Here is a 20,779-nt window from a genome sequence, read left to right as displayed (position 1 = left end):
CTTTTTTCAGTTAAATACCATCTCGCTCGATAGGGCAACTCATGCAACGAGCGCCGCCACGGCCACGGCCGAGTTCATTCCCCGGAATGGTGAGCACTTTGATCCCTGCTTTGTCGTATTTCTCATTGGTATAAACGTTACGCTCATAACCAATTACAACGCCGGGTTTAACCGTTAACACGTTGTTGGCATCATTCCACTGTTCACGCTCAGCTTCATAGTTGTCACCACCTGTCGTGATGATCTTGAGATAATCCAAGCCTAATGCCTCTTCAATAGCATGAACGTAGCTGGAGACTTGCTTCACTTTCATCTCGCCATCTGATTTTGGTGTCAGGCGCCATGTTTCAAGATCCTTTCTCATGATCTCTGGGTAGACCGAGAAGGTATCAATGTCCATATGAGTCATGACGGTGTCTAAATGCATGCAAGAACGATGCTTTGGCAGACTGACGGCAATCACTTCTTTTGCTTGGCCGTGTTTAAACAAATTAGCCGCCAAGTTCTCAACACCTTGTGGCGTAGTTCGTTCTGACATACCGATGAGGACGGAGCCTTTTCCTATGACTAATACGTCGCCACCTTCAATATTGGCATTGTCATAGTGGAGATCTTCATCCCCGAAATACTTAATAAAATCTTGCCCTGCAAAGACAGGGTGCCAGTGATAAATGGCTCGCAGATGGTTTGTTTCACGTTGACGAGCAGGCTTCATCATTGGGTTTAGTGAAACTCCGCCATAAACCCAGCAAGAAGTATCGCGAGTGAATAGGTGGTTTGGTAGTGGCTCTATGACGAAATCAAGTGGGCGATGCATATGGGGGAGCATGGAAGCCGATTTAATTGGCAGTTCTGAATAAGCCAAGCCACCGAGTAAAACGGTTGCTAAATGCTCGTTGTCCATATCTGCAAGGTATTGACGTAAGTCTTTGGCAAAAGTTGGACCGTAACGGAAATCGGAAATCTGGGTATTTAGCAGCCATGTTCTAGCTTCAGAAACCTCAAGAGTTTCAACCAACAGATCATGCAATAAGAGTACCTCAACACCTTGTTCGCGCAGTGTATTGGCAAACTTATCATGCTCTTCACCAGCAGCTTCGACAGCCAGTACATCATCAAATAAGAGTTCATGACAGTTTGATGGAGTGAGATGGGTGAGGGCGCGCTCCGGGCGGTTTAATAAAACTCGGCGTAATTGGCCGACTTCTGATCCAACGTACAACTTACTCATATTGCATCCTTACAATTTGTTCAATGCGTATTTATGACAAGCTTGAAGCAAAGTTGCAAGCTATGGTTATGGATTAAACTACTTCTATTTTGGGGTTGGTTGGTTTTAAAGTCTGTAATATTTATATCTGCAGGTTATTTTTCTATTTTAATGATATTTGAAGAAGGAATTGGAAATGCGTCAGTATTCTATTGGGAATAATCAATCTGCTTGTGGAATTGCGCTTTAATAGTGAATGACTATTCATTTATTTGCGAGGAAATGTGTCCTATTTTTAATTTCTATTCATCCTGCTCATTTACATGATATGCAGTGGATCATCATAAAAACGCACTCTTACTTATTAGCGAATATTGAGTACTTATAACAGATCATGCTGAATTACTGAGTTGAAACTAAATTGTTAATTTTTTGTATTTGTGACATTAGTAATGATGGCTATCGCCGCTTAGGATCAGAAAAGATCTATTCACGGCAGGGTTATGGTGGAATTTTGCCGCGATCCATGCCATATTTCGACGCGTCGAATAATGATCAACCTGACCCTATCCGGAGCAACACTTATGTCTCACGAAGATGAGTATCTATCAGTCGAAGAATTAATTGAGATTCAAAAAGAAGACACTCGCGATATTATCCAGGCTCTGCTTGAAGATGGCAGTGATCCTGATGCGCTCTATGAGATTGAGCATCACCTATTTGCGGAAGACTTTGATACGCTGGAGAAAGCGGTTGTTGAAGCATTCAAAATGGGTTTTGAAGTGTTGGAAGCGGAAGAGACAGAAGATGAAGACGGTAACAAACTCCTGTGTTGTGATGCAACAATGCAGTCTGCGCTAAAAGCAGAAGTGATTGATGAACAAGTCGAGAAGCTAATCAATCTCGCAGAGAAATACGACATCATTTACGATGGCTGGGGCACTTATTATGAACACCCCTACGATTCTGATGAGTATGAAGACCCAGACGATTTTGATGAAGAGTAAAAGTGAGAATTTATGAGAGCCTTACCACATGGTGAGGCTTTTTTTTAACTCTTTTTTGATTTCTGTTAACCATACACTTTTAATGGTGAAAAGGTGTGATATGGTGAGTGATGACTAGAGAATGAATTGGTGATATTCAAGTGACTGATATTATTTACGACATCAAGACAAAAACAATAAAGCACTTCACTTATCGAAAACCATCAGTGTTCATTGATGAAAATGGTGAGCCTCAATACGAATACTCTCCAAACAAAGGTAATCATACGCACATCAAGAAGATTATCTTCCTGAGTCTAGTTGGTTACGAGAAAGTAAATCTGCTAGATGAGAACGATAAACCAATTAAAGATGAACATGGTAATCCAATTTTCGTTAAAGGAGATTTGGTTTCCTACGAACCAATGAATTACGTAAATGAGTTCATCCTTGCAAAACACGTTGTCGATGACAAAGAAGACGCTCAGCAAGCTTCTAAAGCTCTCGTTCACTTTTTCAGGTTTATATTAGATGCTCAGGCAAAATGGGACGCTAAATATGATAACGAAGATTACGATCCTTTAATCGACCCTCCCCGCCCTGCGTGGGATAGTTTTTCTCTTAGAAAAAACCAGCGTGTCACCACTATGTATAGAAATGCTGTCCAAAGGACTACTCTCGATGGCACAGGATTATCTAAAACTACTGCAATGTCATACGTGCGTTCAATGATTGATTTTTACAAGTACCATCTCAGGCAGGGCATGAAATTTAATAACCCACCATTTGAATTTGAGACCTTCCTGATTGATATCGATAACAGCGGCACTAACATGAAGGCTCATAAGCGTAAAGAGGTGCAAACTACCGACCTTCGATTAAGTTTCGCAAAATCTAAGCAAAATGATGGTGGAAGGCTACCTAATGCTCGACGTGAGTTAAAGCCGCTTGCCAATAGTGAATGGAAGGCAATTAAAAACATTCTTGTTCAGACTAAACGAGTGCTCAAGAACGTTAAGGGTGACGAAAAGCTAGTAAGTCTGCCTGAGGAGTATTGTTTGCTGTTTCGCCTTCTTCGTTATACAGGTCTGCGCAAGGAGGAGGGGGCGAGTTTACATCTAGGCCAAATTATTCGTCCTAATGCGGAAGGCGTTATGATGAGGCTTGGTGTTGGTGACCAATATGGCTCTCTGACTAAAGATCCTAGTGGCGGCTATAATAATAAATCTCGCCGTACAATTATCCCTAGCTCATTGATGCTTGAGCTTTACCAATATAGCCATTCTGAAAGATATAAAAATCGTTTTGAGAAATTTAGAGAGAGGTGTTTGGTTGAGAGAGAAGCTGGCAATGATGCGTACTTTGATGGTGTTGATGGTGTTGATGAGGCGAAGAAATATCTTTTTATTAGCAACTCAGGTGTTCCGTTTTTTAAGAAATTGGAAGAAATCAATACTCGATGGAATGAGGTAAGAAAAACCGCAAGGATGAATCTGGTCAATGATATTGATGCAGTAGTTCATAATCTTCGCGCTACTTTTGCTGTTTCTATTTTTCGGACGTTGTTGAAAAAAATGAACGCTGACGATGCGCTAGCACGAGTGTCGGCACTTCTTGGGCATGAAGACCTATCTACCACGTTGCTTTACTTAAAAGTAGCTCAAGAGCAGCCAACAGGTGACGAAATTTGGGAGGATGTACTGGATTATCTCGGTGTGTTCGATGAGGAAGATGAGTTGGATAACCTCCCTGAGGTCGAAAAAACTTATAAAAATGAGGCATCTTAATGAGTCGTAAAACTCGTTCTAAATTCGTTGGACTTGACGATGACTTTTATGGGTCCCCCTCCGCTACGGTTGAGCCGCTCCATTTGTCAGAATTAAAACTGAAGTGTGGTGGGGTTACAGCCTATATAGACCAACTTTTTTATAAAGGTGCACCTAACTACCTCGCAAATGGTCAAAAAAAAAATGGGGTGGACTACATCCCAGTTGCGGGCAGAGAGCAATTTGCTCGGGATATATACCTGTTGTTAAAAACAGATTTCAATCGCACTAAGAAAGGGCATTTTTCCGAACTTAAGCTGTATATTCGATGGCTTGATAATACCCAAAAAGAGCCTGTTGATGGTGATTATTTTCATCCCGATCTATACAGCGCTTTCATGGATTACCACCAAGACAAATGTAACCGTGGTGAGCAACAGCCAGCTACCTGGTCAAACGCAAGGGATATGTTGAGCTTCTTTCTGAGAACTCTGAACCGTAGCACTGAAGCAAAGGCGCTAAAGTCAGTGAAAAGGGCGCGTCAAAGTGCTAAATCTCATAAAGGAATTGATGTTGTTGGTGAGTTAAAACCGTTACTTCGATGCTTTATTGCCGCGTTTGGTCAATTTAGAAGGCACTTTGTAGAGGGGACTAAGCCTGATATTCATCCTTTCTGGGATGAAAAGAAGTTTAACAAGGTAGCTAAAAATCAGGGCTGGAACCGAAGGCAAAAAAGCAGTTATAAGAGAGCTTTTAAGATAGCAGTGGTAACAGAAAATTCGGCACGTAACCATTTTTGTAGATTGGCTGCTATGCTGGCCTACTGTTTTACTGGGCAGAATACTAATCCACTCTTAAACCTGCGTTTTAGCGATGTGAGGTTTACACAAGAGTTCCATGGAAAGGTGTACTTTGATATGACCAAAGCCCGCGCCAAACACCTAGGCTTTGATACCTCAATGGGTTTTCATAAAAAGACTCAAGAGTTCTTTCATCAATGGTTGGAAGTTTCTAAAGCGCTTCAGAAGGAGTCAAGCACTGATTGGGTTTTTCCTTATTTTATGAAGTCAGGTGAAATAAAAGGATGTGTTGATGCGGGGCAAACCGCGCCTCAAAACGGGGTTAATTTGCTTACGAAAAAATTAGGGTTTGCCCATATCAATCCGTCGATATTGCGCCAAACCAAGATCGACACGTTAATGAAGGTGACTTCGGATATTTACCTAGTCTCGATGTCGGCGAATAACGATGTTAAAACGATTAAGGCTAGTTATGCTCATGGCAACGAAAGTGACCATAAACGTAATCTTGCTGCGTCAAATGAAGCTCTATATGACGTTGTGAAAAATGGAACGGATCCTCATGAGGCAGCGAGCCAGGCAAAGTACAGCTATGCCGATGTATTGAGTGATTATGATTATAAGCGGCTACGCAAAGAAGAACGGGAAAATGACGCGCAAACTCCACTTGGTGTTCGCTGTAAAGATGCTACGAAAGGCGCAGCAAATACCGTTAAGAAAAATTTAGAAAAAATGGGTATTAAGCAGCCAGAAGAGAAAAAATGTACTGACTTTCTCGGCTGTTTTGAATGTGAGTTTCATCGATTGGTGTCTGAAGTAGAAGATATTTGGCTGATGATGTCCTTCAATGACACGTTACAGCAAATGAAGGATTATCCAGCAATTAATAGCCTACCAACGGATAAATTTCACAAGTTGTGCAACACCATAGAATCGATTTTAACGCGATTTAAAGCGGTTTCCCCTAATAATTATGCCCAAGCTCAGGAAAAACATAGCGAATCCCCACACCCGCTTTACAGTGATGGATATAGCCTAATGGACTTACTGGAAGCATTTTCATGAATAATCACAAACGCAACACCCACAATAACGTTACTTCACTAACGCCTTTTCAGAAGTCTCCAACGGCTTTCTTAATGGAAGAGTTAGATAAACTCGATACCATGGATAAGCCATACCACGTTGAGGTGTGGGATTTTTCTCCATCGCATACTGTGGGTGTTTCTTATCAATTGATACTGAGGTTTACTGCAACAAAATCAGAGTATGTTGCTGGAATACAGGATGCATTATATAAGTTTTATCACTATTCAAAGAAAAAGAATTTATCGCCATTATCAGTGAATATGATGGACGGAATGAAAACAGCTCTACAGCATATAGCAGACTGTTTGGAGAGCACAAAGTGGCATAACCTAGAAAAAAGTCGAGAATGGAAGCAGTTCCTTCGTCAATTAAAACAAAGAAACCTAGGCAAGATCAGCGTTGAAAAGGTTCTCTCTGCATTAAATAAACTGACAGAGTGTAATGAATTAGGTTTGTATGTCGATGCAAAGGCAATTAGGAAATGTGCACGAAGCAATGAATCAAAGCAGCACGTTGCGCTCCCGCATCGCTTGTATCAGCGAATAATAAGTCATGCCCTAGAAACTGTTGAAAAATATCATTCGTATCGTCATGAGATATCAGCTGTCATGGGGGAAGCGTATGAAATTAATACGCGATTAAAATCTGGGGAAAAATTTTTTACGAAAGGTCGTGGCTCTGGTCGTGAATTATCAATGACACCTATAGCTATTTCTCAAAGAATCATTAGCGCTATGAGGGGTATTGTACATGATATACCTGACTTCAAAGTTGATTTAACGGGAGCAGCTTTGTCAGATATATTGGTTAGTTGTTTGATAGTTGTACAAGGGTTCTCAGGTGTTCGAATTGGTGAGGCTGTTTCCTTCAATAAAAATAGTGTTGGTGACGTAAAAGTTAACGGTAAAAAGGTAACTGTTCTTAAAGGAGAAACAACCAAGGGGCGTAACGCAAAACCCACATTAGTTACATGGCAATCGCATCCCGTAGCTGAGGTCGCCCTAGAGCTAGCCTATGACATGATGGAGTCTACTCGTTTGCTTTATCAACAAAAAGTTGATGAAAAAGAACGGCAAGGACTAACTGGAGGTTATACTCCCGAAAAAGTTAAACACTTGAGAAAACAACTTAAGTCATCATTTTTAGTGGCGAAAGCAATAGTTCAGAGCAGCGATGTTTATATATTCGACCCTGCGAATGCATTGAGAAAATTTATCAAAAATTTAGATTACAAAGCAACGATTGAGGATGTTGAAGAATTTAATATGCTCAATCCATCGAGAGAGGGAGAGCTAAAAGTTGGCGGCACATACTCAGGCTTGTCTTCTCACGACTTTAGACGAACGTTTGCGGTATTTTTTGTTCGGTACGGGTTTGGTACGGCCTCTGGAATTAAATTTCAGTTTAAGCACGAAAATATTAATATGTCAGGCTACTATGCCAATAACGCTGAACTTGCGCAGATGAATGATCTGCTGATGGATGAAGACATCCTTGAAGAGCTAAAGGAGGCAGGTATTGACTTAGGTGTTGATATTTTTGATGAAATCTTTAACCAAAGTGAACACTTGAGTGGCGCGAAAGGTGAAGAAATCATGCAAGAACGAATGATGAAGTTAGAGGCTGGAGAAAGTATCTTCATGACTCGTGAGGAAATTGAGGAAAACGTTCGTCGCGGCAACTTCCATATTATGCAACTCCCTAGTGGTGCCTATTGTACTAATGGTTCTTGTGACCGAGTGTGTGGAACTTTGGCATTTCGTGCAGAAGTCAAAGAGTGTGCTCACAAGGTGGTTTCGGATAAAGGGGCTAAAGTGATTGCTAAACAACGAGATCGACTGATTGCTAAGTTTACGAACCTGAACACTGGCGATCCACTGAAAAGCTCGATTCTAACTGGTTTAAAACAGAAAATTCAAGTGGAAGAACTGACGCTTAAGGCGCACGAAATCCCTTACACGCCATTTAACGATGAAATCATCTTTAATAGCGCTAGTTAAGAGATGGAGCCGATATTATGAGCCAAGAAGAACTAAAAAAGCTGGTACAAGAAGAGAAATCTCTTTCCGCTGAGGAAAAGCTCCAAAGGGCATTAGACCGCCTGATAGGTAAAGGTGGTAAGCCTCTGAGAACAAAGGTAAAGGGTCGCCTAACGCTTAATAAAATTAACAATGAAGCGGGTTTAGGGCGAAGCTATATCCATAAGTTTAAGGATTTTGTTGAAAAGGTCGCTAACCCAGCAATCGAAAAATACAACGCTTCCCTGGATGATCCTAGACAATCGGAGCAAATAGCTTCGGAGTCAGTGGATATGAGTGAAATTAATAGACTCAGAGCCGAATTAAATCGTGAAAAGGAACTAAAGATCGAGTATCGGCGGGAGCGAGATGAGGCGCTTGCTATCAATACTAAACTCGAAATATTAAATAAGTCACTAATGTTTCGTGTATACGAACTTCAGGAGCAGCTTTCTGCCGAAGTTGTGGAGTTCGAGCATCACAAAAAGTCTTAACTGCCAGTTTTTGCTGCTATTTGGTAAATGTTGTTTTTTGACTGGTAGTCAAGCCACTTAACGTAAACACGCATTCATGTAATGAAGTTAAAAATCAACGCGGTAATCAAATTTTAAAAATGATTAATCAAATTTTGAATTTGATTAAAGAGAGGGGGTAAAGTGCAAATCAAAGAAGCCAAGATAAAATTCGACGCAGGATGCTTTAAACAAGCATGTATTACAGACGCTCTTATGAGCCAAGGGTACAATTTAACTTTAATTGGCAAGAAACAAGCTGATAATGCTGTTTTGAGTAGCCAGAGGGCTTCTGAAGAAGCAAAAGCGTTTAAAAGTTATGATGCTGCAATAAAGGCAGCAAAAGACATTGGTTTTCAAGATGTCACTGTAAGATTGTCATGTTTAAGATAGCTTAAATATCAACTGGTTACTTTGATTTTTGGGTTGTTTCAGAGATATTCTAATTAGTTGTTGCTTCATATTGTCGTTCGACAATATGTCTGACCATGTGTAGAAGCTGATTCTTGATCTTGTTCGTCACGACTAGAACTTACGGTCTCCCTGCTAGTATCCTAGCTCACTATTGGATGAAAACATTTTAGAATCTAAGCTCTAGGTTGATGTTGGCGGGTAAGCTATGTTTGGGCAAAGCAAAAGTGTGTCTAGGTAGTCGGTGGATGTTCAATATGAACTGTGTTGTCCCATATTAATTAAATTATTGAGATCTAAGCTGCTTTCATCAAACAAAATTCTTCATTGGAAATACTAGGTTACTGTACTCTATGCATAATGTTTTTATATGAAGGCTAGAGCATGGCAATAAAGAACGTAATTCTTCATGAAGTTACACGTAAGAACGATGGTGATCCAGTAGTAACAAATCTGCGTGATGAAGAAAATTCGATTGAAGGCTTAGGAAGCAAGCTAACTGAACAACTAATTGAGTTGTTTTCTCAATCAACGCTTAATATTGGTGAGTTTGGCGTAGATGGTGATTCGACGCTTGAACCAGCTTTCGAGCAGCAGTTAAAGCGCCTACAAAACAAAGAGAAAACCTTCGTTGAAACTACCAAGGACATGGCTGAGCGATTTGCTGATATTATCCGTGAGCCTAAGCTCCAAAGTGTCAAAGGTGGTATACTGGCATTTTACATGTATGAGTATCGTGAGAACACATTGTTAGCGATTACCGTACTAAATCGAATTGACGGTATTAACGCAAGTAAAGATCTTGATTTAAGTTCAGCTACAATCATAGACCTTAACCGCTTACACTTAGGCGCATCTATCAACTTAACTGACTGGGACGAGGGCTTGAGTACTCGCTATATCAAGTTCAAAACAGGTCGTTCTGTTGAAATGCGCGATTACTTTGAGTCTTTTATTGGGTGTCAGCGTGATAAACAAGCCGCAACTCGTGAAACGAGTGCTTTAAAAACAGCGATCAAAACTTATTCTTCTGAGCTAGGCTTAGGTAGTGATGAGACACAATCAAAATTAGATAGTGCTCATAGCTTTATCCAAGAGCAACAGAAAGCGGGTAAAGAAGTGCTCCTAACACATGTCGCTAATGCAGTTTTCCCTGATTCAACTGACGATTTCTTAGCTATTGCTCGTAATGACGAACATCAATTAAGCGAGCAAATAGCGATTAGTTCAGCAGAGTTGAAACGTTATGTTCGCTTAAGTGGCCGTGGTAAAGGTGTATCAATTAGCTTTGACAACGAGTTGCTTGGTAAGACCGTTACATTTGAAAATGAACAGTTGATTTTTACTGATATACCAGAGACATTGAAACAGAGCATTATAGACCTTCAGCGAGAAGCTAAAGACAATGACTAGCTATGAATATTGAGACATTAAAGCTATACAAGTCGATAAGAGAGTTGATGACCGATGTGGTTGTTGACGGTAACGACGTGTCTGGTTTTGTAGACTTTAACGCAGATATTGTTGACAAGCTTAAGCGGTTGAATGAAGTCGGGCTGTGCTCGGCTTCATTTAGTATTTATAAAGACGATACTAGAAAGGTTGATTTAACAGTAAACAATGAGATTACTGATAAGCACTACAATGTGTGTAATCGAGCTAAGATCGAATTAAGCAAACAATCAGCTCAAAACAAAGATCACTTTATATGCTCTACTTGGGCTGATTTAACAAACTATACAGATTATCTGCTCAATCCTGTTGAGGCAGTCTATATCAGCGATCTCAACGAGATTCTCACGAAAGATTCTACAAATGCCAAGTTCACAACTTATCTAAATGTTTCAAAAGTGTGTAACTTAATTAAGGATGTTGCCCATGTAAACAAAGGCAACATATATACTATTTTATGTGGTCAACCACTAGACATAACTTTGTCTGTTGATGGCTCTGTGCTTAGTGCAGATATTGATATTGGTTTTTATGATGAGTTGCTAGGTAAAGACCAGCACAAAGAGGCGATGAACAGTTTAGTTCGCGAGGCTCTTTACAACCTATTAAGTGATCTTGACCCTAAGTCGAGATTGTCTCATCTAGTTAACAATTTCAATGCATTTACAAGTAAATTATTAGTTAGTTATGAGCAATATGTTCGAAACTATTCATTTGATAAAGTACGTAAAGAGTATCGAGAGAAAGCAACAGAGTACATAGATAAAGTAAATAAAGTGTTTGATGAAGTTGCCACCAAAACATTCTCGATTCCATTGGGTGTATGGTTTGCTACTTCGCAAATGCAAGCAACAGACTCGATAGAAAGCCTTCAATTTTTTAAGAATATCTCGTACTGCTTGATGGTGTTTTTCCTGGTTGTCGTGGTCTGTTGGAATCTGTTAGGTCAGTTTGCGACATTAAGTGCTACTGAGAATGAATATAAAGATCTTTTCAAGCGTCTCGGTGATGAGCTTGAATCAGGGCAAAAGGATGAGCTTGGAACATTAGAGCAGGGCTTAGATACAAGAAAACTGAGAGTGTGGCTCAAGCTAGTAGCGACTATGGTTTTCGCTATCGTATTGCTTGGTTTTACAGTGCTGGTCACGTACAAAGCGATTACGCTTCCAATAGTAGCTGGATAAAGTATCACAATAAAACATATTACAACTAAGATACTATGCCGCTCATAATCAGATTTAGTTAGAAAAGCCTTCGACAGTGTCAAAGGCTTTTTGTATCGACCAACTCAACTCAAACAATTTAGTCTTTAATCAAGTTCCAAGGCATTAAGTTTCATTGTGCTTGGGAATAGTCATAAAGTTTTTACCATTGTCTGTTAATGAATGGAATTATTCGAGTTGTTCTTCCATTTACTATGTTTCCTAAAATCAACGACATTCGGGCTATTGGCGATGGCCTCATCGATCTCTGCCTGAGCATTTTTTTCTTCACAACGTTTTTGGTACTTTTTGCGTATGATGTTGGGTATTAAAACGAATGATGCCCAAAATGAAGCTTTTGCGGCATCATAAATAGCACTTTCAATGTATGTACGAAAATTCTCGTCTCCCGCGACTTCGACAGCATAAGCGATAAACTCGTCATATATACTTCCATCTCTAGCAGACTGTAACGCCCAGACAATCCCACTACGCTCTCCATCATACAAAGGTAGTTCTAGCTCCTTTGTAGCTTGTTCAAGCTCTGACAAAGCGGTCATTGTGGTATCTAGCACCAATGAAGAAACAATACCTAACTCTTTAAGCTCACTGTAATATCCCGTAGTGAAAAGCGAACCAAAATCCCTCTCATAGGGCAATTCCGCCTTGAACGTAATCGTGGCTAGTTCTTGAGCATTAGAAAGTCGAGCAACTTGAGAAGCGCGATAGAGTTTTTTATCTCCTAGTAGCATCGGAATTGGTTCTGATGGTCGATCATCGTTACTGATGCGGTTAGGATTGTTTCTCTTAAAGTTCTCTGCCTGCTCAAAAATCTCTTTATACACCTCATCACGGTCGATTGGTGGGTAGCCCCACTCATCAAGTAAGATAATCAAGTCGAAATGCAGTTCAGCTTTGATATCGTCTCGCTTGTTCCAATCGGTATATTTGGCTTTATCATCAATGACTTTTTTTACCTCTTTTGACAGTTCAAGCAGCTTATCTTCTGGGTAGGTAAAGTCGTACTTATGAGCCAGTGAAATGAGTATGTCGTAAAACGCTTTTTCTTCAAAATCTATCCCCATTTCACCAAACGATGCCATTTCAGCACGTAGTTCATTATAAAGGTTGATAATTTCATCTGAAAAATCATTAATGACTTCCGAGCGAAGTACATCCTTTTCGTCACGCTCATTGTACTTTTCAACCAACATATTCATTTTCTTGGTGAAATCGACACCTTTCACTTTATTGGTCTTTTTAAACTCACCAATCGCCTTAGCAAGCATTTGCTGAAGCAGTTGAAGTTTCGTATTGGGCTGCTTCACCATCTCCAGTTTGGCGAGATAATCATCATCAAAAATATCAATCTCGCCACCGTCTTTCTCACCCAGCTTAAAGATCTCTTCGACTCCATCACTGATAAGAGCATCTTTAACCAAATCCCTTACTCTGCGGTTCATTTGCTCTACATCTGGCGCACCGCCAGTGGTGATTTTAAATACTATGGTACGAACGGCTAGATAGTAATGAATCTTGTCTTTATGGGTTTTAGTCAGCTCACTGCTTCCCACACAAATGTCATAAGCCGATTTGAGGCGCTTAGTCAGATCCATAAACGTCTTTTCAAACTTCTTGGTTCTAAGTGCAAAATCAGCCGAGGCATTTAAGCAATGTAACTGCTCTAGGGGAGTGCCATTGAAGTATGGCTTTGAATCGAACTTATGGAATAACCCATCTAACAGACTCAGGTGATCTTTAACGATAATGACCGACTGTTTAATGTCTTCTAGGTTCTGATCTTGCCCTGCTGTGTATTGGGAAAGAGCAAGGTTCATCTGTTTTTTAATGCCAATGTAATCGACTACCAGACCATTCTCTTTACCTTCAAATTTACGGTTTACTCTCGAAATGGTTTGGATCAGATTATGTTTTTGTAATGGCTTATCTATGTAGATGGTATCGAGAAACGGCACATCAAAGCCTGTTAACCACATATCCACGACAATCGCGATTTTGAAGTTCGATTTGCCATTTTTAAACTGACGATCCAGCTCTTTACGATACTCTTTGCTACCGAGTTTATTCCACAACTCTTTATCATCATCGTTGTCACGAGTCATAATCATCTTGACTCGTTCCATCGGCTTCACTTTTTTCTTATCACTTTCCGATAAAGTTGCACCATCTTCACATACTTTTACCTCATCCCACTCAGGACGAAGCACAATCAGTTCTTTGTAGAACTGATAAGCGATTTCACGACTGCTACAAACGAACATTGCTTTGCCTTTTTGAGTAGTGCCTTCTTCAACACGCTTCTCATAATGCTCAACAAAGTCTTTTGCTATGGCCTTAATGCGATCTGGGTCGCCCAGTATGGTAGACATACTTGCCATAGCCGTTTTGCTTTTATCTATTTGATATTCGTTTGCTCCTGCTTCTTCACAGGCTTTATAGTATTTTTCGACTTCTTCAAGCTGGCGACCATCAAGCAACACTTTTGCTGCTCGACCTTCATAAACGATACGAACGGTAATTTCATCAAAAACCGATTCTGTCATTGTGTAGCTATCGACAACTGCACCGAAAACATCCAGCGTTGCGTCAATCGGTGTACCTGTAAAACCGACATAAGTAGCATTTGGTAAAGAGTCGTGAAGATACTTAGCAAAGCCGTAAGTCTTTTTCACACCGTCTTCAGTAACGGTAATTTTTTGTTCTAAATTGGTTTGGCTGCGGTGAGCTTCATCCGAGATGCAAATGACGTTGGTTCGCTCAGTCAGCAACTCCAAATCTTCGGTAAATTTATGGATGGTAGTCAGGAATACACCACCACTTTTACGCCCTTTCAAGTGTTCACGAAGTTCAGCACGACTCTCTACGCTTATGATGTTTTGATCACCCACATAACCCTTTGCATTGGTGAATTGACCTGAAAGCTGATCATCCAGATCAGTACGGTCGGTGATGAGAATAATGGTTGGGCTACCTAATTCGACATCTTTCATCAGTAGGCGAGATAAGAACAACATGGTGTAGCTCTTGCCACAACCAGTTGCGCCAAAATACGTACCACCTTTACCATCACCACTCACCAGCTTACCGTGCTCATCAAAGCGCTTCATATGTTGTTTGATATTGGCGAAAAGCTTGGTTGCTGCGTAATACTGAGGGTAACGACAAACAATCTTTTCTTGTTTGCTTGAAGTATCAGGAAAGTAGATAAAGTGACGTATAACATCAGTGAGTCGTTTTTTGTTAAACAAACCGCTGATCATTGTAAACAGTGAATCAATACCGTCTTTATCTAGCTTCTCTGCACCCGTAATTTTGCGCCAAGAGTAATAAAACTCGTATGGGGCAAAGTAAGACCCCATTTTGTTATTCACACCATCACTAATCACGCACAAGGCGTTGTATTTAAATAGCTCAGGAATGTCTCGGTCATAACGAGTGGTAAGCTGCTTATACGCATCATAAATGGTCGCTTCTTCACGAATCGCGCTCTTAAACTCAAACACCACCAATGGCAAACCATTGATGTACAAGATGCCGTCAGGGATACGCTGCTCATAGCCTTGTATCTCCATTTGGTTGACGATGCGATAGCGGTTGTTCTCTAAGTCAACGTAGTCGATAAGCTGAATGTATAAGTCTTTCTGGTTTGCATCTTCACGCTTGAGCAAAAAACCATCAGAGACAAACTTCATAATGGCTTTGTTGGTATCGTAGAGATCCGAAGCAGGAAGGTACTCAAGCTTATGGATAATTTGCTCTATCTCATACGTTGTAATGCCTTCCGCTTGGTAACGTGTGGCTAGAAATTCACGAAGATCGGACTTAATCAGCACTTCTTCAGGTGCTCGCTCAATCGCTTCACCACGAGTATGTTGGTAGCCTTCTTTCCCTAGCAGTTCAATGATGGCTTGTTCTAGCCTTTCTTCTGTGAATTTCATTTCGTTCAACTCGTTGCTAATTTACTTAATATAATTGATCTTAGCTCTTTCAGTTTTTGCGAAGTTTGGGCTAGGGCTGCAATCTTTGAAAAGATTACTTCAGCGATACCCTCAAACTTTGCAAGCACACCTTCAGATGGAACTAAAACCAAAAACTCTTCAATATCTGCCTTTGTTAGAGCTTGTCGAGTGGAAGCACCTTCACTGGTCCCTAACAATCTAGACTTATAGCTCGAACTAGCTAAGGCACACTGCAAGTAATAGGACATCTCTAGGTTTGGTCGAATTATCATCACGTGTTGGTTTACTCTGGCGGGTAATACCGAATTTGGCACAACGCAACAGCGAGCAACAGAAACTCCCGTAATATTGATAAGTACATCTCTAGGTTCAATTTCTACATTCGCCAGCTTTTTAGCTTGAACGTCATCAATGAACGCAAGATCTTCGTACACAAATTGATAATCGTGTACATTCATACTACGGATAAGAGAAATACCTTGGGATTTGTATGCGCCTTTACCACCTCTTGGTGTTGAACCGCTACCTATTTTGTTTGCCAACTCATCAATACGCTTGATCTCCCAACCTTCTGGTATTTTTGGAAAGTCTAAGTTTTTTGTTTCTGCCAAGACGATTGATTCATCAGGTATAGAAAAATCAACAAACCACTGTTTGTAAATTGCTTGAGCGGTATCTTCTAGCTTTTGAGTAAGTTGTTCGTTGAGTGCAATACGGTCATTCACCACATTGTATTCACGCACGATTTCACGCTGCTCTTCGATAGATGGGACTGGCAATTCAACATCACACATCTCTTGCCAATCGAAAATTTCACGAACTGAACCGTGAGACTTAAATCGAGCATAGCGATCAAATTCAGGTCGCCTAAACCACATCATCAAATATTCTGGGTCTAGCAGATTTGAGTCTATAACCTCAAATACGGTATAAGCTTGGGATACCAACGCCTGATCTAATGACTCAAGCATTGCGATACCGATTTTATCTCCTCTACGAGACGTATCAGGTACGTAAGTGAATTGATGTTTTCTGACGATTTTGTACTTTTTAAAGTCAGTTCCTACAGTGTTAGCAACAGAATCAATAAACACCTTCTGGGTTGATACACCAAGTAGGTTATCCTTACGGTTTTCTTTATTTCTTGAGTCAACAACCCGAATAAACTGACCTAGCTTTTTATAGTTTGATTTCATAGCCCAGCTCTTTAAAAACATTTAGTAAGTCGTTCTTAGATTGTTCTTCTTTTGATAAAAGAGAACTAAAGTCACTTCTTAGACTTTCCATCTTTTCATCAAAGTCAACGTTCTCATCTCGGTTAATGAACTCAATGTACTTACTAGGGACAAGCGAGTAATCCTTGGCTGCAACCTCAGCTTTCTTAGCCGAGTAACAATATTCTGCAATATCCTTGTACTTATCTTCCGCCCCTTCTTGCTGCCAAGTATGAAGCGTATCAGCAAAGTCTCGAATATCTTGCTCAGAGAACTGAACATACTTCTTCTCAAATGGTTCACCACGTTGACGAAGATCCATAAACAAAATTTCTTCTTCACGATCACGATAATTGCGAGTGACATCTTCGTGCGGAACTGTATGCGCTTTTTTGTTTTTGTTAAGTATCCACAAGGTGACACTGATATCGGTGGTGTAGAACATACTGCGAGGCAGAATAATTACCGCTTCAACCAAATTATTTTCAATCAGCTTTTTGCGAATGGCTTTTTCTGTCCCATCGCCTGATAGCGCACCGTTTGACAGAATAAAACCAGCGACCCCATTTTCAGACAGCTTGGAAACCATATGCAAAATCCAAGCATAGTTGGCATTACTGCTTGGTGGTGCTTCGTAGCCATCCCAACGATGATCATCAACCAGCTCATCGGAAGCTCGCCAATCTTTCTGGTTAAATGGTGGGTTTGCCATAATAAAATCAGCTTTTAGGGTTTCGTGCTGATCATTGGCAAAGGTGTCTTTGGCGGCTGCGCCAAGGTTGGCAGAGATACCACGAATAGCGAGGTTCATTTTCGCTAGTTTGTAGGTTGCGCCTGTGTACTCTTGACCATATACAGAAACGTCTTTCTTGTTGCCTTTGTGGTTCTCAATGAACTTCATTGACTGAACAAACATACCGCCCGAACCGCAACAAGGGTCATAGATTTTACCTTTGTATGGCTCAATCAGTTCTGCGATTAGGTTAACGATGCTCTTTGGTGTATAGAACTCGCCTTTACCCTTACCCTCTGCAATCGCAAATTTAGACAAGAAATATTCGTAGACACGACCCACTACATCTTCGTGCGGATTCGCTAAGGTATCGATGTTGTTAATGACATCAATCAATGCAGCTAGCTTACTGACATCCAAACCAAGACGGGAGAAGTAATTGTCAGGCAATGCGCCTTGCAGTGCTTTGTTGGTTTTTTCGATGGTACTTAAAGCGAAATATCTTCTTGTTTAGCGTTTTTCTGAATAAAGCTCCAACGGCTCTCTTCAGGTAGATAAAACACATTGTCCTTGGTGTAAGCTGGAACCATATCAATGTGTTTTTCTAGCCCCGCATCAATTAGCTTTTGACGCTGTTTTTCAAAGGTATCACTGATGAACTTGAGGAATATCAGGCTTAATACGATGTGTTTGTATTCGGATGATTCAACACTACCACGTAGCTTGTTGGCTGCATCCCAGAGTGTTTCTTCAAATGATTTTTCGTTTTTCTTTACTGCTGGTTTCTTAGCCATGTTCTTGTTTGCCATGCGAAATTTAGTGGGGAAATTTTACCGTAATATGCAACATACGCCTAGCGTGCTGCCTAGTAGATGTACATTGTTTGTCGTGGTTGATGAAAATTAACCGTGTTTTAGGGGAGAAGCTCCTTGGCATCACAGCCCAAGGTCTCCGCAATTTCATACAACTTCTCAATCGTGATATTGACTTCACCGCGCTCAATGCGTCCTACATAACTTCTATCTATTTCTGCGAACAACGCGAGTTTATCTTGAGTTAACCCTTTAGATTTCCTCATTTTTGCAATGCGTTTGCCCACAAGTACTGCAAGCTTCTTGTTCATGTTTTTTATTTATGAAATTAATTTGTTGAACAATTGCACAGTTGCGGCATATAACTCCACGGATTATAATCCTCAAAATCATCAATAAAGGCCGTTTTTTGAACACATGAAGGTAAAGATCAGAAAAGAGTTATTTCTCGCCATTTATTACAATGAACATTTCTCTGCCAATGACTTAAAGTCGTTTCCATTAGACGGTGATGAGAAAGAGTACTTATCGGATGAATACGTCGAAAAAAAATTGAAGGAAATGTCGCTTATCGGTGCAGTCCTGTCGTGCGGTTTCGATAAGCATGGAGATGAGTTGTTTTCCAAAGGTTTTATGTTTAACCATACCGACTGGGAGGTTGTTGATTACGACAATTACAGTGAGGATTCCAATTATCTTTCTCTCAAGAAAGAAAGTCTCTTGACGATTTTGCAAGATAAACAGTCAGAGCTGTCAGAGTCCTATTCTCTTCATAGCAGGGCATGGAGGCATTTCAATCGTTTGTGTGCGCAATACTCAGAGCTTAGGCCATGCATAGAGCAATACATCTCAGAGCATGACAATCGTAGATTGGATCTCAAAGCCGAAATGCTGGCAGTAGAAAATGCAATTACCTTCTACAAAAACACAGCCCAACTAGAAGAAAGTGGGAGCTAATTTGCATAATCCTATAGTTTACGCACATGCCACAAATAACAACATGCTCGTGGGGCAGTTTGTTCAACGGTCGAAGAACAACTTGTCATTTTCATATTCTGAACAATGGCTAGCATATCATTCATCCTATCCGATCTCGTTGAGCCTACCGTTAAGAATGGGAGAAAATTCATCATTTAATGTATTGAATTTCATGAATAATCTTCTTCCTGATTTAATGGAAGAACGATTAAGCCTTGCTCATTCAATGGGAGTGCAATCCAACGATGTATTCACCTTACTCTCAAAATTTGGTCACGATTGCACGGGCGGCATTTCATTTACTGAGAGCAGGGAGCCGCCAAAGATAGGATGGAAATATCGAGAGATCTCGGCAAGTGAATTAAATGAACTAGTTACCCAGCGTAAGTCATTTCTTCCATTTTTTGGGGATTATCGACCTTGTATTTCGGGAACACAGCGAAAAACAACGCTAACTAGATTGAACGGTAAATGGTATGTACCTCAAGAGAAATCACTAAGTAGTCACATTATCAAATACCCAATGAATGCAATTGCGCAAAGCAACTCAGTTCTAGATATGAGCAGCAGTGTTGAGAATGAATTCATCTGTACTCAAATAGCGAAGGAACTTGGTTTTAAAGTGCCCGATATGGAGATAATAACGACTGAATCAGGATCTAAAGCCCTTGCAGTAAAACGGTTCGACCGATGTTTTGGTCATGAAGTTGTGACTCGTAGACACCAAGAAGATTTCTGCCAGATTTTCGGTGTACCTGAACATCTAAAATATCAATCGGAGAACAACCTCGGTGTCTCCAAAATTGTTGATGTTTTAAGTTTCTCTGCGCAAAGCAAGGCGAACAATCATGACTTTTTTAAGTTTATGATTTTACAATACCTTCTTGGTGCCACTGACGGTCATCTCAAGAATTTTTCCGTGCATATTGATCCTAGCGGACACTATCAACTAACACCTTTCTACGATTTGCTATCAGCTTACCCCGCTGTCGGTAATAGGGGCTTAAATAAGCGCAAGCTAAAACTAGCAATGGGACTGCAAGCATCACGAGGATACAAATACCATATCAGCAAGATTTGCTTACGGCATATAGAGCAGACAGCGAGTCAGTTTTGTATTAGCAATGCGAACTACCATGAAATCGTCTATGTCTTTCTCGCTCAATTTAGTAGCGCTCTGAGTTCTATAGACAAAAGATTCCCTGGACAGGAGTTCGCGTTAGTAAAGGACGCAATATTTCAACATGCCACTGAAATCGTTGAAAAATTAAACAGAACAATTAAGTAAACGTCTGGGGTAACAATTGTTACCCATATTGTAAACATACTCGTTAGCTGTGAGGGGAAATATGGCTGAAACCACAACAAATGGAAGTAACACGACTCTCGACTTGAAGCAGTCTTTCGCGTTGTTAAGTGTCGATAAAAATGGAATCGTAACGATGAAATTTGGTGATGAAGTAACGGTTTTCATGAACGACAAATGCCCAGCAATCACGACCGATTTATTAAAAGTGATTGCGTCAATAAAAAACGGGAGTAGCCAGCAATGAAGCGCGAAAAGGAAAAGAGCCGTGATCTAACAGAAACTTCGTGTAAGAACCACTTCTGTTGAT

The 20,779-nt window shown here is 40.4% G+C and carries 15 protein-coding genes and 1 pseudogene; 11 read left to right on the top strand and 5 right to left on the bottom strand.

What is annotated here, in order from left to right:
- Positions 1-10: 10 nt before the first annotated feature.
- Entirely contained in the window at positions 11-1,231 is a 1,221-nt protein-coding gene (gene arcA / locus ACQEXS_RS15760) for an arginine deiminase (RefSeq protein ID WP_427014462.1), read from the bottom strand.
- A gap of 563 nt (positions 1,232-1,794) precedes the next feature.
- On the opposite strand from arcA, the gene rraB reads away from it, so the two are divergent.
- From rraB to ACQEXS_RS15720, 8 genes are all read left to right on the top strand, one after another.
- On the top strand, positions 1,795-2,217 hold the full coding sequence (gene rraB, locus ACQEXS_RS15755; RefSeq protein WP_427014461.1) for a ribonuclease E inhibitor RraB: 423 nt from the start codon (positions 1,795-1,797) through the stop codon (positions 2,215-2,217).
- Positions 2,218-2,357: 140 nt separating this feature from the next.
- Complete coding sequence (locus ACQEXS_RS15750; protein WP_427014460.1) at positions 2,358-3,983, top strand: site-specific integrase; 1,626 nt, start codon at positions 2,358-2,360, stop codon at positions 3,981-3,983.
- On the top strand, positions 3,983-5,827 hold the full coding sequence (locus tag ACQEXS_RS15745) for a hypothetical protein (RefSeq protein ID WP_053410598.1): 1,845 nt from the start codon (positions 3,983-3,985) through the stop codon (positions 5,825-5,827). The genes ACQEXS_RS15750 and ACQEXS_RS15745 overlap by 1 nt, the downstream gene beginning before the upstream one ends.
- A complete protein-coding gene (locus ACQEXS_RS15740; RefSeq protein WP_053410597.1) occupies positions 5,824-7,851 on the top strand; it encodes a hypothetical protein in 2,028 nt (675 codons plus the stop codon). The genes ACQEXS_RS15745 and ACQEXS_RS15740 overlap by 4 nt, the downstream gene beginning before the upstream one ends.
- A gap of 17 nt (positions 7,852-7,868) precedes the next feature.
- Positions 7,869-8,363 (top strand): hypothetical protein, encoded by a 495-nt coding sequence (locus ACQEXS_RS15735; RefSeq protein ID WP_053410596.1) that lies wholly within the window; start codon positions 7,869-7,871, stop codon positions 8,361-8,363.
- Between the two features lie 162 nt (positions 8,364-8,525).
- On the top strand, positions 8,526-8,774 hold the full coding sequence (locus ACQEXS_RS15730; protein WP_427014459.1) for a hypothetical protein: 249 nt from the start codon (positions 8,526-8,528) through the stop codon (positions 8,772-8,774).
- 402 nt (positions 8,775-9,176) lie between these two features.
- Complete coding sequence (locus ACQEXS_RS15725; RefSeq protein WP_053410595.1) at positions 9,177-10,205, top strand: nucleoid-associated protein; 1,029 nt, start codon at positions 9,177-9,179, stop codon at positions 10,203-10,205.
- A gap of 47 nt (positions 10,206-10,252) precedes the next feature.
- Positions 10,253-11,428, top strand: coding sequence for a hypothetical protein (locus ACQEXS_RS15720; RefSeq protein ID WP_157052397.1), 1,176 nt, complete (start codon positions 10,253-10,255; stop codon positions 11,426-11,428).
- A gap of 194 nt (positions 11,429-11,622) precedes the next feature.
- Here the strand turns inward: ACQEXS_RS15720 and ACQEXS_RS15715 are convergent, their stop codons facing one another.
- From ACQEXS_RS15715 to ACQEXS_RS15700, 4 genes and pseudogenes are all read right to left on the bottom strand, one after another.
- Complete coding sequence (locus ACQEXS_RS15715) at positions 11,623-15,405, bottom strand: type I restriction endonuclease subunit R (RefSeq protein ID WP_427014458.1); 3,783 nt, start codon at positions 15,403-15,405, stop codon at positions 11,623-11,625.
- A 5-nt stretch (positions 15,406-15,410) separates the two neighbouring features.
- Entirely contained in the window at positions 15,411-16,622 is a 1,212-nt protein-coding gene (locus tag ACQEXS_RS15710) for a restriction endonuclease subunit S (protein WP_072161398.1), read from the bottom strand.
- Positions 16,606-18,182, bottom strand: a pseudogene (locus tag ACQEXS_RS15705) (N-6 DNA methylase). The gene ACQEXS_RS15710 and the pseudogene ACQEXS_RS15705 overlap by 17 nt, the downstream one beginning before the upstream one ends.
- Before the next feature lie 104 nt (positions 18,183-18,286).
- Entirely contained in the window at positions 18,287-18,496 is a 210-nt protein-coding gene (locus ACQEXS_RS15700; RefSeq protein ID WP_427014457.1) for a helix-turn-helix domain-containing protein, read from the bottom strand.
- 106 nt (positions 18,497-18,602) lie between these two features.
- On the opposite strand from ACQEXS_RS15700, the gene ACQEXS_RS15695 reads away from it, so the two are divergent.
- The 3 genes from ACQEXS_RS15695 to ACQEXS_RS15685 all read left to right on the top strand — a co-directional run bounded on the left by ACQEXS_RS15695 (position 18,603) and on the right by ACQEXS_RS15685 (position 20,716).
- Positions 18,603-19,142 (top strand): hypothetical protein, encoded by a 540-nt coding sequence (locus ACQEXS_RS15695; protein ID WP_031418250.1) that lies wholly within the window; start codon positions 18,603-18,605, stop codon positions 19,140-19,142.
- Positions 19,132-20,451 carry a HipA domain-containing protein gene (locus ACQEXS_RS15690; protein ID WP_427014456.1) on the top strand — a complete coding sequence of 440 codons (1,320 nt, stop codon included), beginning with the start codon at positions 19,132-19,134 and terminating at the stop codon, positions 20,449-20,451. Before ACQEXS_RS15695 ends, ACQEXS_RS15690 begins: the two co-directional genes overlap by 11 nt.
- Positions 20,452-20,512: 61 nt before the next feature.
- Positions 20,513-20,716 carry a hypothetical protein gene (locus tag ACQEXS_RS15685; RefSeq protein WP_000852433.1) on the top strand — a complete coding sequence of 68 codons (204 nt, stop codon included), beginning with the start codon at positions 20,513-20,515 and terminating at the stop codon, positions 20,714-20,716.
- Positions 20,717-20,779: the final 63 nt, after the last annotated feature.

Source organism: Vibrio sp. TRT 17S01 (assembly GCF_050113695.1).
Lineage (GTDB): Bacteria > Pseudomonadota > Gammaproteobacteria > Enterobacterales > Vibrionaceae > Vibrio.
Note: the sequence above shows the minus strand (reverse complement) of the source record. Positions and strands in the feature narration are given on the sequence as shown.

What these genes read in the sequence shown, in the direction of transcription:
- arcA (WP_427014462.1), bottom strand. Translation starts at nt 1,231, where the DNA reads ATGAGTAAGTTGTACGTTGGATCAGAAGTCGGCCAATTACGCCGAGTT.
- rraB (WP_427014461.1), top strand. Translation starts at nt 1,795, where the DNA reads ATGTCTCACGAAGATGAGTATCTATCAGTCGAAGAATTAATTGAGATT.
- ACQEXS_RS15745 (WP_053410598.1), top strand. Translation starts at nt 3,983, where the DNA reads ATGAGTCGTAAAACTCGTTCTAAATTCGTTGGACTTGACGATGACTTT.
- ACQEXS_RS15740 (WP_053410597.1), top strand. Translation starts at nt 5,824, where the DNA reads ATGAATAATCACAAACGCAACACCCACAATAACGTTACTTCACTAACG.
- ACQEXS_RS15735 (WP_053410596.1), top strand. Translation starts at nt 7,869, where the DNA reads ATGAGCCAAGAAGAACTAAAAAAGCTGGTACAAGAAGAGAAATCTCTT.
- ACQEXS_RS15725 (WP_053410595.1), top strand. Translation starts at nt 9,177, where the DNA reads ATGGCAATAAAGAACGTAATTCTTCATGAAGTTACACGTAAGAACGAT.
- ACQEXS_RS15720 (WP_157052397.1), top strand. Translation starts at nt 10,253, where the DNA reads ATGACCGATGTGGTTGTTGACGGTAACGACGTGTCTGGTTTTGTAGAC.
- ACQEXS_RS15715 (WP_427014458.1), bottom strand. Translation starts at nt 15,405, where the DNA reads ATGAAATTCACAGAAGAAAGGCTAGAACAAGCCATCATTGAACTGCTA.
- ACQEXS_RS15710 (WP_072161398.1), bottom strand. Translation starts at nt 16,622, where the DNA reads ATGAAATCAAACTATAAAAAGCTAGGTCAGTTTATTCGGGTTGTTGAC.
- ACQEXS_RS15700 (WP_427014457.1), bottom strand. Translation starts at nt 18,496, where the DNA reads ATGAACAAGAAGCTTGCAGTACTTGTGGGCAAACGCATTGCAAAAATG.
- ACQEXS_RS15695 (WP_031418250.1), top strand. Translation starts at nt 18,603, where the DNA reads ATGAAGGTAAAGATCAGAAAAGAGTTATTTCTCGCCATTTATTACAAT.
- ACQEXS_RS15685 (WP_000852433.1), top strand. Translation starts at nt 20,513, where the DNA reads ATGGCTGAAACCACAACAAATGGAAGTAACACGACTCTCGACTTGAAG.